This window comes from Pseudomonas sp. KNUC1026, from assembly GCF_021650705.1.
Classification (GTDB): Bacteria; Pseudomonadota; Gammaproteobacteria; order Pseudomonadales; family Pseudomonadaceae; genus Aquipseudomonas.
On the sequence record NZ_CP087138.1, the window covers coordinates 3,909,629 to 3,923,200 of the forward strand.

14 protein-coding genes and 1 pseudogene are annotated in these 13,572 nt (G+C 62.6%); 8 read left to right on the forward strand and 7 right to left on the reverse strand.

Annotation, left to right across the window (positions count from 1 at the left end; translation table 11 throughout):
• The first annotated feature begins 18 nt into the window (after positions 1-18).
• From choW to betI, 3 genes are all read left to right on the forward strand, one after another.
• Positions 19-864, forward strand: coding sequence for a choline ABC transporter permease subunit (choW, locus tag LN139_RS18365; RefSeq protein ID WP_236355514.1), 846 nt, complete (start codon positions 19-21; stop codon positions 862-864).
• Complete coding sequence (gene choV, locus LN139_RS18370) at positions 861-2,084, forward strand: choline ABC transporter ATP-binding protein (protein WP_236355515.1); 1,224 nt, start codon at positions 861-863, stop codon at positions 2,082-2,084. The genes choW and choV overlap by 4 nt, the downstream gene beginning before the upstream one ends.
• A gap of 242 nt (positions 2,085-2,326) precedes the next feature.
• On the forward strand, positions 2,327-2,926 hold the full coding sequence (betI, locus tag LN139_RS18375) for a transcriptional regulator BetI (protein WP_236355516.1): 600 nt from the start codon (positions 2,327-2,329) through the stop codon (positions 2,924-2,926).
• A gap of 24 nt (positions 2,927-2,950) precedes the next feature.
• Here betI and serB read toward each other — a convergent pair whose 3' ends face one another.
• Complete coding sequence (gene serB, locus LN139_RS18380) at positions 2,951-4,144, reverse strand: phosphoserine phosphatase SerB (RefSeq protein WP_236355517.1); 1,194 nt, start codon at positions 4,142-4,144, stop codon at positions 2,951-2,953.
• Between the two features lie 121 nt (positions 4,145-4,265).
• On the opposite strand from serB, the gene LN139_RS18385 reads away from it, so the two are divergent.
• On the forward strand, positions 4,266-5,786 hold the full coding sequence (locus tag LN139_RS18385) for an AhpA/YtjB family protein (RefSeq protein WP_236355518.1): 1,521 nt from the start codon (positions 4,266-4,268) through the stop codon (positions 5,784-5,786).
• On the opposite strand, the gene LN139_RS18390 is transcribed toward LN139_RS18385, so the two are convergent.
• The 3 genes from LN139_RS18390 to LN139_RS18400 are packed head-to-tail and all read right to left on the reverse strand — an operon-like array spanning position 5,783 to position 7,448.
• The gene (locus tag LN139_RS18390; RefSeq protein WP_236355519.1) at positions 5,783-6,373 is read right to left on the reverse strand and encodes an LON peptidase substrate-binding domain-containing protein; all 591 of its coding nucleotides are present in this window, start codon (positions 6,371-6,373) and stop codon (positions 5,783-5,785) included. The genes LN139_RS18385 and LN139_RS18390 overlap by 4 nt on opposite strands.
• A 14-nt stretch (positions 6,374-6,387) precedes the next feature.
• Positions 6,388-7,104, reverse strand: coding sequence for an LrgB family protein (locus LN139_RS18395; RefSeq protein ID WP_236355520.1), 717 nt, complete (start codon positions 7,102-7,104; stop codon positions 6,388-6,390).
• A complete protein-coding gene (locus tag LN139_RS18400) occupies positions 7,101-7,448 on the reverse strand; it encodes a CidA/LrgA family protein (protein WP_236355521.1) in 348 nt (115 codons plus the stop codon). Before LN139_RS18400 ends, LN139_RS18395 begins: the two co-directional genes overlap by 4 nt.
• A gap of 115 nt (positions 7,449-7,563) precedes the next feature.
• Here LN139_RS18400 and LN139_RS18405 point away from each other — a divergent pair, with 115 nt between their 5' ends.
• From LN139_RS18405 to LN139_RS18420, 4 genes and pseudogenes are all read left to right on the forward strand, one after another.
• Positions 7,564-8,019 carry a MaoC family dehydratase gene (locus tag LN139_RS18405; protein WP_236355522.1) on the forward strand — a complete coding sequence of 152 codons (456 nt, stop codon included), beginning with the start codon at positions 7,564-7,566 and terminating at the stop codon, positions 8,017-8,019.
• A gap of 62 nt (positions 8,020-8,081) precedes the next feature.
• Positions 8,082-9,784: pseudogene (locus LN139_RS18410) on the forward strand (C13 family peptidase).
• A 94-nt stretch (positions 9,785-9,878) separates the two neighbouring features.
• The gene (locus LN139_RS18415) at positions 9,879-10,520 is read left to right on the forward strand and encodes an oxidoreductase (RefSeq protein WP_236355523.1); all 642 of its coding nucleotides are present in this window, start codon (positions 9,879-9,881) and stop codon (positions 10,518-10,520) included.
• An 86-nt stretch (positions 10,521-10,606) separates the two neighbouring features.
• Positions 10,607-11,287 (forward strand): RHS repeat-associated core domain-containing protein, encoded by a 681-nt coding sequence (locus LN139_RS18420; RefSeq protein WP_236355524.1) that lies wholly within the window; start codon positions 10,607-10,609, stop codon positions 11,285-11,287.
• On the opposite strand, the gene LN139_RS18425 is transcribed toward LN139_RS18420, so the two are convergent.
• From LN139_RS18425 to mpl, 3 genes are read right to left on the reverse strand one after another with little or no spacing between them, the layout of a single operon-like run.
• The gene (locus LN139_RS18425) at positions 11,284-11,571 is read right to left on the reverse strand and encodes a YceK/YidQ family lipoprotein (protein ID WP_236355525.1); all 288 of its coding nucleotides are present in this window, start codon (positions 11,569-11,571) and stop codon (positions 11,284-11,286) included. The two genes, LN139_RS18420 and LN139_RS18425, sit on opposite strands and share 4 nt — an antisense overlap.
• Complete coding sequence (gene ubiX / locus LN139_RS18430; RefSeq protein WP_236355526.1) at positions 11,564-12,193, reverse strand: flavin prenyltransferase UbiX; 630 nt, start codon at positions 12,191-12,193, stop codon at positions 11,564-11,566. Before ubiX ends, LN139_RS18425 begins: the two co-directional genes overlap by 8 nt.
• A complete protein-coding gene (gene mpl / locus LN139_RS18435) occupies positions 12,190-13,539 on the reverse strand; it encodes a UDP-N-acetylmuramate:L-alanyl-gamma-D-glutamyl-meso-diaminopimelate ligase (RefSeq protein ID WP_236355527.1) in 1,350 nt (449 codons plus the stop codon). Before mpl ends, ubiX begins: the two co-directional genes overlap by 4 nt.
• Positions 13,540-13,572: the final 33 nt, after the last annotated feature.

A 13,572-nucleotide genomic window follows, 5' to 3' on the forward strand; every position in this document is an offset into this window, starting at 1 on the left:
AGGTGGATGCCCGATACCATGCTGACAGATCACAAACTTCCTCTAGGCGAGTACATCGCCGCCTTCGTCGACTGGCTCACGCGCCACGGCGCCAATGTCTTCGACTGGATTGCCGCGACGCTCGAAGGCATCATCCACGGCTTCACCAGCGGCCTTACCTGGTTCAACCCCTACGTGCTGGTGGTGCTGTTCTCGGCCCTGGCGTACTACATCCAGCGCAAACTCAGCCTTACCATTTTCGTCGCCCTGTCGTTCCTGCTGATCCTCAACCTGGGTTACTGGCAGGAGACGATGGAAACCCTCGCCCAAGTGACTTTCGCAACATCGGTGTGCGTGGTCGTCGGCGTACCACTGGGCATCATCGCGGCACACAAGCCCTGGTTCTATACCGGCATGCGCCCCATGCTCGACCTGATGCAGACGGTGCCGACCTTCGTGTACCTGATCCCTACCCTGACTCTGTTCGGCCTGGGCGTTGTGCCTGGCCTGATCTCTACGGTGGTGTTCGCCATCGCCGCACCGATCCGCCTGACGTACCTGGGCATCTGCGACGTGCCTCACGAACTGATGGATGCCGGCAAGGCCTTCGGCTGCTCCGGCCGCCAGTTGCTCACCCGCATCGAGCTGCCGCATGCCATGCCGAGCATCGCCGCAGGCGTTACCCAATGCATCATGCTGTCTCTGTCGATGGTGGTGATCGCCGCTCTGGTCGGTGCCGACGGCCTCGGCAAGCCGGTGGTCAACGCGCTGAACACCGCTGATATCGCCCTGGGCTTCGAAGCTGGCCTGGCCATTGTGTTGCTGGCGATCATGCTCGACCGCATTTGCAAGCAGCGTGAAGTCAAAGCTGGAGGTGACGCATGAGCATCATCCGTTTCGAAGATGTCGACGTCATTTTCTCCGAGCGCCCGCGCCCTGCGCTGGAGATGCTCGACCAGGGCCTGTCACGTCCGGAAATCCTCAAGAAGACCGGCCTGGTGGTGGGTGTCGAAAAAGCCAACCTGGAAATCAACAAAGGCGAGATCTGCGTGCTCATGGGCTTGTCCGGCTCGGGCAAGTCGAGCCTGCTGCGCTGCATCAACGGCCTGAACACCGTGAGCCGCGGCAAGCTGTTCGTCGAGCACGAAGGCTCGCAGATCGACGTAGCCAACTGCACACCTGCGCAGTTGAAGATGATGCGCACCCAGCGCATCGCCATGGTGTTCCAGAAATTCGCCTTGATGCCTTGGCTGACCGTTCGCGAAAACATCAGCTTTGGCCTGGAGATGCAGGGCCGCCCTTCCGAGGAGCGGCGCAAGCTGGTGGATGAGAAGCTCGAGCTGGTGGGCCTGACCCAGTGGCGCAACAAGAAGCCCGACGAGCTCTCCGGCGGCATGCAGCAGCGCGTGGGCCTGGCCCGTGCGCTGGCGATGGACGCCGACATCCTGCTGATGGACGAGCCGTTCTCGGCACTCGACCCGCTGATTCGGCAAGGCCTGCAGGACGAACTGCTGGACCTGCAGCGCAAGCTGCAAAAAACCATCGTGTTCGTCAGCCACGACCTGGACGAGGCGCTCAAGCTGGGCACGCGCATTGCCATCATGAAAGACGGCAAGATCATCCAGTACAGCAAACCGGAAGACATCGTGCTCAACCCGGCCGACGACTACGTGCGCACTTTCGTCGCCCACACCAACCCGCTCAACGTGCTGCGCGGCCGCAGCCTGATGCGTCCGCTCACCGCCTGCACCGGCAGTGGCCGCGATGCGTTGCTCGACCCGGGCAGCGACACCTGGCTGAGCCTCTCGGAAAACGGCTACCTGCAGGGTGCCCGCCAAGGCAGTGCGGCGCTGGACGTTCAGAACTGGGCGAACGGGCAGGATATCGAGAGCCTGGCGCGCCGGCCGACGTTGGTACACGCAGACATCTCGATGCGCGACGCCCTGGCGATCCGCTACCACACCGGCAACAAACTGGTGCTGCACGACGACAACCGCGTGGTGGGCATTTTGGGTGACACCGAGCTGTACCATGCGCTGTTGGGTAAAAATCTCGGCCATCACGAAGAACACGGGCAAGTAGTGCCGCTTCGTAAAGCCAACTGATACCCGGCAGCAAGCTCATAGCTGCAAGTCTCAAGTTCGAAGCGAGGTGCTTTGGGCTTGGGCTTGCAGCTTTTGCGTTTGTAGCGTGTGAAGTTTGTCGTGGCGAGTACAATCCCTCCCCTTGCATAGCCATTGACGACGTCGTTTTCGTTAATTGAACGACCAATCAAAATAAAATAGACTGGCCCTCGCCAGTGCCAGATGGTTCGCCATGGGCACATGGGCCGTGAGGAGATTCACCGATGCCTAAAGTCGGGATGCAACCCATACGCCGCCAACAGCTGATCGAGGCCACCTTGCAAGCGGTCGATCAAGTAGGCATGGCCGAGGCGAGCATCGGAAAGATCGCCAGGATGGCCGGGGTATCGAACGGCATCATCAGCCACTATTTCCAGGACAAGAACGGCTTGATCTTCGCCACCATGAGCTACCTGCTCAAGGAGCTGTCGACCAAGACCGCCGAACGCCGCCGCGCATTGACCTGCGGCAGCCCGCGCGCGCACTTGCAGGCAATCATCGAGGGCAACTTCGATGCCAGCCAGGTGAGCAACGCCGCGATGAAAACCTGGCTCGCCTTCTGGGCCGCCAGCATGCACCAGGCTTCACTGCATCGCCTTCAACGGATCAACGATCACCGGTTGTATTCGAACCTGTGCTGCCAGTTCCGCCGCACCCTGCCGCTTGCGCAAGCCCGCAGCAGCGCGCGAGGGCTCGCCGCGTTGATCGACGGCCTGTGGCTGCGCGGTGCGCTCTCCGGTGACGCCTTCGACACCGCGCAAGCCCAGCGCATCGCGCTCGACTACGTGGACCAGCTATTAGCCAAACCTCACGCTCCAGCGTGATACTGCCGAAGCGTCGGTAACGGGTTATTGCGCCTGAAGCTGGTAGCTCGGCACACCCAGCAGATACAGCACGCCGTCCAGGCCCAACGTGGAAATAGCCTGCTGGGCCGACTGGCGCACCAACGGCTTGGCACGGAAGGCGACGCCGAGGCCGGCCAGGGCCAGCATTGGCAGGTCGTTGGCGCCATCGCCCACGGCAATGGTCTGGGCCAGGGTCAACCCTTCCTTGCTCACCAGCTCACGCAGCAGGTCAGCCTTGCGCTGGGCATCGACGACGGGCTCGATGGCAACACCTGTGCATTTGCCATCGACGACTTCCAGCTCGTTGGCGAACACATAGTCGATACCCAGGCGCGCCTGGACCTGCCTGGCGAAATACGTGAACCCGCCAGACAGGATCGCGGTTTTGTAGCCCAGCTTGCGCAGCCCAGCGAACAGCTCTTCGGCACCTTCGCTCAGGCGCAGCGAGGCACCGATCGAATCCAGCACACTCACGTCCAGGCCCTTGAGCAAGGCCAGGCGTTCTTTGAAGCTGGCACGGAAGTCCAGCTCGCCGCGCATGGCGCGCTCGGTGATTTCCGATACTCGCTCGCCGACCCCAGCGGCCTTGGCCAACTCGTCGATCACTTCGGCTTGAATCAGCGTGGAATCCATATCGAACACCGCCAGGCGGCGGTGGTTGCGTTCGAGGGTGGCCGCCTGGATGGCGACATCCATATCAAGCTCGGTGGCGGCGGCGAGGCAATCGGCGCGCAGGCTTTGGGCATCGGCGGGCTCACCGAGCAGCATCAGCTCTACACAAGCGCTGTCGCCCCCTTGCAGCGGCGTGATGCCTGACAAGCGCTTCACGCTTTCAACCTGGAGCCCGTGAGCCTGGGCGATTGCCGTCACCCGGGCCAGTTGCTCGGCAGTCACCCGCCGTGCCAGTAACGACAGAACATGGCGCGGTTGCATCTCGTGCTGCATATAGGTGGCGTACTGCGCCTCGCTGAGCGTGAAGGTATCCAGGTTCACGCCAAGGGCTTCGAGTTCATCCTCGAGTGCGTCGCAACGCCCTGCAGCCACGCGCACGATCAACCCGATGCTTTGAGTACCGAGTACTGTGTCACTTTTGACCTCCAGCAACTCGGCACCGGCCTTCACCAGCAAGGCTGTAACATCGCCAAACAAGCCAGGCGTTTGCTCGGTGGTGATGTTGATCAGGACGATTTGAGCCAAGGCACACCTCAGTTTCACGAAAAAAACCGCATTCTACCCAGTTTCCGTGCCGGACGGCGCTTTGACGCCTAATAGCCCCTCGCTATACTGCGCAACAAATTTATGGCCAGAGAAAAGCGAAGTGAACCGGCCCGCGCCTGTCAAAAACGATAATTTCTTCCTGCTGATCTTTCGCGCCCTGCGCCATCGCCGCACCCCGATCGCTCTGCGAATCGCCAGCCACAACGTCATTCTGGTGGCCGTGGCATTGGTGATCTACACCTGCGTGATGGGTTTGCAGTTCAAGGAAGCCATGCACACGCAGGCCGATGCGGTGGGCACCAGCCTGACCACCCAGACTGCCTCCTCCGCGACCGAACTGTTGATGTCCAACGACATCCTCAGCCTCAACGTGCTGCTGGGCAACCTCGCCAAGAACCCGCTGGTGGCGCACGCTGCCATCTACAGCGCCGACGGCAGAACCATCGCCGAAGCCGGGCAGAAGCCCAGGACCGGCCTGCTGACGATGTCTGGCGGGGTATACGAGCAGAAGATCAGCTTTCAGGATGTGAACACCGGCACCTTGCGCGTGAGCCTGGACATGAGCCAGTTCCAGCAGCCGATGACCATCAGCCTGCAAAGCATGGGCATTCTCAGCGTGATCCTGCTGGCGCTGTCGCTGGCTTTCAGTTTGCGCATCAGGCGCAACATCACGCTGCCGCTGTTGCAACTGCGCGTCTGGTTGCGTGACCTTGACCCGTACACACCCGGCGTCGAACGCCAGGACGAGATCGGCGACCTGGCGCGTAACCTTCAGAAGAAATTCGCCGCGCCCATGCCCGAGCCGGAGCCAGAACCTGTGCTGGAACCGGAGGCTGATGAGGATGACGACGAGCCAGCAAGCCCGCCACCTGCCAACGCCAAGGCAGCCTTCGGCAGCAAACCGGCGCCGCAGCGCCAGGTACGCGCAGAAGAAGATGACGAAGACGACGATGTCTTCGCCGACCTGGGCAGTTTCGACGATGAAGGCCAGGCCCCACGCAAAGTGGCAGCACCTGCAAACGCCGCAGCAACACCGGCCGCTCCACGCGCGCCGCAATTCACGGCGCTGCTGGCCGTTCAGCTGGGTGCTCAGGAACAGTTGCGCCGGTTGCCTCGCACCCGCCTGCTGGAGCTGCTGGAGCGTTATCGCGACGTCCTGGCACAAGCGGCATCGGTGTATCAGGGTGTGGTGCATACCTTGAGCGACGGCAGCTCGTTGATCCTGTTCCACAGCGACGACTGTGGTGACGACTACCTCACCAATGGCCTGTGCTGCGGTGAACTGCTGCGTGCGATGGGCCACCAGTTGCAGATCGAAGTCGCCGACAGCGGCATCACCCTGCAACTGCAGCTTGGCCTGATGCTCGCCGATGACCTCTATGGCATCAGCCAGGTCGACCTGTTGCTCACCGAGCCTGCCCAGGCTGCGCTGGCGCTGTCGCAACACAGCCGCAACCTGCTGCTGGTGGAGCGACGTGTAGGCGAGGACCTGCTGATACGCCAGCGCGCCCGTATCCGCCCGATTGCCAGCCCCGAAGGTGCATGCTGCGTCGAGCGGCTGCTGGAGCCGTACCCGTCACTGCTGGAGCGCCAGTTGGCGCGGATGTCCGACCGCAACTAGACAAGCAGATCGCCCTGCATGCGTTCCAGCAAGCCCTGGATCGCATCCAGGCGCAGGCCGGGGTCGTCGGTTTCCAGCAGGCGCAGTTTTTCCTGATCCTCGAAGGGCAGCAGGTAAGCCAGCTTGTTGCCCAACGCATGTTGGCCACTGGCATGGCTGCCCATCGCCAGGGACTCCACCATCGGGTGCTCGGCCAGCGCCACCAAAAGGGCCAGCAGGTCGTCATCACGCTCTTCCAGAGGCGCATCAGGCAGTTCGTTGAGCCATTGCACCTCACCGATCAGCAACTGGTCCTTCTGGGTGTGAGTGTCGAGCACTCTGAAGCGCCGCCCTCCCTCCACACGAATACCCAGCAGGCCGTTGTCCTGCTTTTGAAAATCCCGAATCAGGGCCTCGCAGCCGACCTTTGCATGCTCGCTGGGCGGCGCGCCGACTTCCTGGCCCTGGACGATGCACACCACGCCAAACCCGGTGCCGGCTTTCATGCAGCGGCCGATCATGTCCAGGTAGCGCGCCTCGAATATCTGCAAGTCCAGTGTGCAGCCCGGGAACAGCACGGTATTGAGGGGAAACAGCGGCACATTCATGGTTGCATCCTTCATCAAACGAACAGGCTGATCGACAACGGCAACAGGATCGCGGTACTGACCCCCATCAGGCTCATGCCCAGCGCCGCAAAGGCGCCGCACTCCTCGCCTTCGGCCAGCGCTACCGAGGTGCCGACGGCATGGGCACAGATGCCCAGCGCCATACCCCGCGCGGCAGGTGCCTCGACCTTGAGCAGGCGCAGCACGCCAGGGCCGACGATGGCGCCCACGACGCCTGTGATCAATACGAACACCGCCGCCATGCCGGCCACACCACCCAGCTGATCAGCCACCAGCATGGCGATCGGCGAGGTGACCGACTTGGGCGCCAAGGTCATCAGCAGCAAGCGGTCGGCGCCCAGCCAGGCACCGAGTGCCAGGCCTGACAGCGTTGCAAACACACCCCCTGCCACCAGCGTAGCCAAGGTCGGCCACAGCAATTGGCGGATGCGCCGCACATTCAGATAAAGCGGCACAGCCAAGGCCACGGTGGCAGGCCCGAGCAGAATGCCGAGGATCTCGGTGTTGCGCTTGTATTCATCGAAGGCCAGGCCGCACAACCAGAGCACGGTGATGACCGCGACCATCGACAGCAACACCGGCTGCAACAGCACCAGGCGGGTTTTTTCGAACAGTTTGAGCGCCAACTGGTAGGCGCCCAGGGTGATGCCCAAGGCGAACAACGGGTGATGCACCACCGCGCCCACGGCTTGCTGCCAGGCCAGCATCATCGCTCACCTCCGCGCGACAAGCGGTTCATCAGCCAACCGGCGAAGGCGATGCTCAACACCACCGATACACACAATGAGCCAACGATCGCCCAGAAGTGCTCGGCAATCACCCCGGCATAGGCCATGACGCCCACCGCCGGCGGCACCAGCAACAAAGGCAGGTAACGCAACAGTGATGCAGAAGCTTCGCTCACCGCCGCCGGCACTTCGCCGTTCCACATCAGCCATGCGAACAGCAGCAACAGCCCGATGATCGGCCCGGGCAGCAGCGACAGGCCCAGCGCGTTGAGGCCCGTGCCCAGCAGTTGGAAGAAAATCAGCCATGTCAGGCCGCGCAACAGCATAGAATCGCCCCCTTCGTTGGTCGCGGCAGTATACCCACCGAACCCGGCAAGCGAACCCGCCCCGGCCGTACGATGGTCGGATGCCGCTGCCTGCCCCTTCTGGAGAATCGACACGATGCGACATGTTCCCGTTGCCGACCTGCCTCGATACGTCGGCCAACACCTGGGCCACTCGGATTGGCTGTTGATCGACCAGGCACGTATCGACCTGTTCGCAAACGCCACCGGCGATCACCAGTTCATTCATGTCGACCCCGAGCGCGCGGCCGCTACGCCATTTGGAGGCACCATCGCTCACGGCTTCTTGCTGTTGTCGTTGATGCCCCAGTTGATGGCAGGCGTGATGGTGTTGCCCGAAGGCCTGAAGATGACCGTCAACTACGGTGTCGAGCACGTGCGTTTTCTTCAGCCGGTGCCCGCAGGTTCGCAGGTGCGCCTGGCGGCAGAGCTGCTGGAGGCCCGTGAAAAACACCCTGGCCAGTGGCTGCTGCGGGCGCGTGCAACCCTCGAAATCGCTGGGCGGGAGAAGCCCGCCTGTGTCGCCGAGCTGCTTTCATTGTGTTTCATCTGACGGCTGTGTCTTAAGGCCATTATCTACGGCATACTCGGCGCCTCGATTTTCCGGACCGGACCATGCGCCTGATCTACCCCCTCGCCCTGGCCTTGCTGCTCTCTGCGTGCGGCGAGGGTGAATCCCTGCTGCCTCCCGATGCGCGCCTGCCCGACGGCGGCCGCTACCGGGGCGATATCGTCAATGGCGTGCTGCAAGGCAACGGCCGCATCGACTACCCCAACGGCAGTTGGTACGAAGGGCAATTCGAGCATGGCCAATACAACGGCCAGGGCCAGTGGCACGGCAGCGACGGGCACATCTACCGCGGCGGCTTCGCTGGTGGCCTGTTCGATGGCCAGGGCAGCCTGACCACGCCCAAGGCAGCTACAGCGGCGGCTTCAGCCAAGGCAAGCGCGAGGGTGAGGGCACGCTCAAAGAACCGGGCCGCACCTACCGCGGCAACTTCCACAACGATCAGTTCTCTGGCAATGGGCACCTCGAGCTGGCTGACGGCACCACGCTGCAGGGCCAGTTCGAGCAAGGCCGCCTCAACGGCGAAGGGCTGCGCAGCGACGACGCCGGCAATCAGTTCAGCGGCCACTTCGTCAACGGCCAGCTGGACGGCCACGGCAACTTCGTCGGCACCGATGGCGATCAGTACACCGGCGCCTTCAGCAAGGACCAGATGGAGGGCCACGGCCGTTACGAGACTCAAGGCGGCGACGTGTGGGTCGGCACCTTCCACAGCGGCGCGCCTAATGGGCTGGGAGAGCTGATCGGCGCCGACGGCAGCCGTTATGTCGGTGAATTCGCTGACTGGCATTTCAACGGCAACGGCCGCCTGACCCTGGCGGACGGCACGATCTACCAGGGCCAGTTCCAGAACGACGCCTATCAAGGCCGCGGCACGCTGACACGCAAGGACGGTAAGGTCGAGAGCGGCGCCTGGGCCAATGGCCAGCGCGTGCGCGACGGCCAGGGCCGCCTGCTGCCCGACCCGCTGGAGGTCGGCCTGCTCAAGCAAGGCCAGTTGCTGGATAACGCCCTGGCGCAGATCCCGCAATCCACCCCGGCGACCGAGCTGTACAGCCTGGTGCTCGCCGGTGACGGCCAGCAAAGCGTGTTCATGCGCGAAGCGGACTACGTCACCCAACTGCTGGCTACCCGTTTCGGCGCCCGTGGGCAGGTGACGCTGGTCAACCACCGCGATCACCTGGCCGACCGCCCCATGGCCAGCCGCGAGACACTGAGCCGCGCCATCCAGGCACTGGCCCGGCGCAGTGGCCCGGAAGACCTGATTTTCATCTACCTCACCAGCCACGGCACCCGTGACCACGACCTGGTACTCGACCAGCCGCGTCTGGAGCTGGGCAACCTGCCTGCTGACGAGCTGGCTTCGCTGCTGGCCCCACTGAAGAATCGCGACAAGGTGGTGGTGATTTCCGCCTGCTACTCCGGCGGGTTCATCCCGGCGATCAAGGACAACCACACTTCAGTGATGACCGCGGCGAGCGCCGACCATGTGTCCTTCGGTTGCTCGGAGGAGGCAGATTTCACCTATTTCGGCGATGCGCTGTTCGCTCAGGCCCTGCATCAGACGGACGACCTTGAACAGGCCTTCAACCAGGCCAGCGCGATCGTCGCGGCGCGGGAGCTGAGCGAAAACTACGAGCCGTCCGAGCCGCAGTTGTGGGCACCGAAGCCTGTGCTGGAGCACTGGCGCCTGCTGCGCGCCCAGCAGGCCAGCCGCGCCCTGCAAAGCGCCGGGCTGAGCCGCCACTGAGTCATCGCGCCCTGCCGAAGGTCCAACCTGGCAAGCACGCAGCTTTGGCTGCTCTGCGCTACAGTCAGGTTGATGGCCATGAGAGGGACTTCCGATGTATCTCACACCGCAGCACATTTTGCTTGCCGGGGCCACGGGCCTGACCGGTGAGCACCTGCTCGACCGCCTGCTCAGCGAACCCACTGTCAGCCGCGTGCTGGCGCCCAGCCGCCGGCCGCTTGCTCCGCATTCACACCTTGAAAACCCGGTCGGTGAACTGGCCGACATACTTCCGACCCTGGGTGGGCGGGTAGACATCGCCTTCTGCTGCCTGGGCAGTACGTTGAAGCAGGCAGGGTCACAGGGCGCCTTTCACGCCATCGATCATGATCTGGTCGTTGCCTTCGCTGACCGCGCCCGTGAGCTCGGCGCCAGGCACTTGCTGGTGATCAGTGCGGTGGACGCCTCGCCCGATGCCTCGGCGTTTTACAACCGGGTCAAAGGCGAGATGGAGGAGTCGCTCAAGTCGCAGAACTGGCCGCAACTGACACTGGCGCGCCCTTCCCTGTTGCTTGGCCAGCGCCAGGAAACACGTTTGGTCGAGCAACTGGCCGGGCCGCTGTCCAGGCTGATTCCGGGCAAATACCACGGTATCGAAGCCTCGCACCTGGCCAGAGCTCTGTGGCGGCTGGCGCTGGAAGAGCAGGAAGGTGTCAGAACCGTTGAGTCCGATGAGTTAAGAAGGCTGGGCCGGTGAAATCGGCCACCTGCAAATGTTGCCAGTTGGCTCATGGTCGCTCTGTTACTAATCTGCTGGAAGTAAGGTTGGATCGAGCGACCAAGATGAATATCAATCTTCTGGCTACTTCAGCTACAAAAAGCGTAATTGCGCAACACGCCGGTGCTCGAAACTGTTATGGGCCATATGGCTACGCAGCAAGCGTCTCGCGGCGAGTTGGCTTCAATGGGCAAGCGCTGGAGCAGCACTCACCTCTTTATTTACTCGGCAATGGATATCGGGCTTACAGCTCTTCTTTACAACAGTTCCACTCTGCGGACACTCTGAGCCCGTTTGGGGCCGGGGGGCGAAATACCTACGTTTACTGCATCGGCGACCCTGTCAATCATAGCGATCCCTCAGGCGCCTTCATCCAACAGATCATACGGCGATTCTCTATCTTTCATTACACGACCACGGTGGGAAAACTAGGTATCCAGAAAACAGGAAAGCTCCTCGCAGGCCCCGGAAACCTCGGCAAGGGCGTGTATTTCACCAGAATGACACCCAAGGCAGGCTTCGGAAAACATGAGATAAAACTTGCACTGCGAAACCCCGGTATCCCGGACGCGAGCATTGCCCATAACCTCAAACTCGACACCAAGACTCTTGAAGGGCTGAATATTGCGTTCAAAGTAGATGGCAATACAGTCTTCGTACCTGCCGAACACTCGCTGGACCTGCAAAGCCTGAAAGGACACTGGGGCAAAACATTCGATAAGTCTCAGTCGAAATTACGCACCTAGTTACCGCCTTCGGCGTGATAACTCACACCCAGGGTCGCCAGCAATGACAGCGGCAGCACGATGGTATCGAATACCGCGCTAGCAGGCATGTCCAGCCGCGGCCAACTCGGCGCTTCTGTCCCGAAGTGATCTTTCGCACAGCAACCGCCCTGCGCGGCGTACCAGTCCAGGCGAGTGCCGGCGTACACCAGCGGGCCGCCCGGTTTGTCGGCATCGAGCACGCTCAGGCTGGCGCAGCCGCTGAGCAGCGCCAGGCAAAGGCAGAACAGCAGCTGCTTATTCATCGTGCGCCACGTGGTGTTCGCCCCAGCGCGGGAGCATGTCTTGCGGGATATCGAGCAGGTTCAGCACCCGAGCCACCACGAAATCCACCAGGTCATCGATGGTTTGCGGCTGGTGATAGAAGCCCGGCGAAGCCGGCACGATCACCGCGCCCATCCGCGACAGCTTGAGCATGTTCTCCAAGTGAATGGTGGAGTAAGGCGCTTCGCGTGGCACCAGGATCAACTGCCGGCGCTCCTTGAGGGCGACGTCGGCGGCACGCTCGATCAGGTTGTTGCAGGCGCCGGTGGCGATGGCCGAGAGTGTGCCGGTGGAGCAAGGCACCACCACCATCGCCGATGGAGCGCCGGAGCCGGACGCCACCGGCGCCATCCAGTCCTCCTTGCCATACACACGAATCTGGCCATTGGCAGCGCCGGTGTATTCGGTCAGGAAGGCCTGCATGGCCTGCGGTTTGGCCGGCAACGCCACGTCGGTTTCGGTGGCCATCACCAACTGCGCCGCCTTGCTGATCAAAAAATGCACTTCACGGTCTTCACTGACCAGGCAATCGAGCAGCCGCAGGCCGTATTGCGCGCCAGAGGCGCCGGTCATGGCCAGGGTCACGCGTTGCGGGCCGGTCATTTCAGTGCCTCGGCGAGCTTGCCGTGCAGGCCGCCGAAGCCGCCATTGCTCATGATCACTACCTGGGTGCCTGGCACAGCGGCGGCCTTGACCTGCTCGATGATGGTGTCGAGGCTATCGGCCACGGTGGATTTGACTGTGCACTGAGCAGCAGTCGCGGCCAGGTCCCAACCCAGGTTGGGCGGGGCGTACCAGATCACCTGGTCGGCATCGAGCACACTCTCGGGCAGCCCGTCACGGTGCGCGCCGAGCTTCATGGAGTTGGAGCGTGGTTCGATGATCGCGATCACCGGCGCCCGGCCTACTCGCTTGCGCAGGCCGTCGAGGGTCAGGGCAATCGCGGTAGGGTGGTGAGCAAAGTCGTCATAGATGGCCACACCGTTGACCTGCCCGACCAGCTCCATTCGCCGCTTCACGCTCTTGAATTCGCACAGCGCGGCGATGCCCATGGCCGGCACCACGCCTACATGGCGGGCCGCAGCGAGCGTAGCCAGAGCATTGGCGACGTTATGCTGACCGGTCAGGCCCCACTCGACCACGCCCTGCAACTGGCCATCGAACAGCACTTCGAAGCGCGAGCCGTCGTCTGCCAGCAAGCGTGATTGCCATTGGCCGCCTTCGCCAGTGGTTTGCATTGGGCTCCAGCAGCCCATGCTCAGCACGCGGTGCAGCGCGGTTTCGGCTTCCGGGTAAACGATCAGCCCTTCACCGGGAATGGTGCGCACCAGATGGTGGAACTGCCGCTCGATGGCAGCCAGGTCCGGGAAGATGTCCGCGTGGTCGAATTCCAGGTTGTTGAGGATTGCGGTGCGCGGGCGGTAGTGCACGAACTTGGAGCGCTTGTCGAAGAAGGCGCTGTCGTACTCATCGGCCTCGACCACGAAGAACGGCGTATCACCGAGCCGCGCCGACACGGCGAAGTTCTGCGGCACACCGCCGATCAGAAAACCCGGCGCCATGCCGGCGTGCTCCAACACCCAGGCCAGCATGCTGCTGGTGGTGGTTTTACCGTGAGTACCTGCAACCGCGAGCACCCAGCGGCCTTGCAACACATGGTCGGCCAGCCACTGTGGGCCGGAAACATAAGGCAGCCCCTGGTTCAGCACATGTTCCACTGCCGGATTGCCGCGCGACAGTGCGTTGCCGATCACGACCAGGTCGGGGGCCGGTTCCAGGTGGGCGGCGTCATAGCCCTGCATCAGTTCGATGCCCTGGGCTTGCAGCTGCGTGCTCATCGGCGGGTAGACGTTGGCGTCGGAGCCGGTCACGCGGTGGCCCAGTGCCTTGGCCAGCACCGCCAGCGAGCCCATGAAAGTGCCGCAGATACCAAGAATGTGAATATGCATGTTCGACCTCGGGAAATCTTGCCGCAGGGTAGC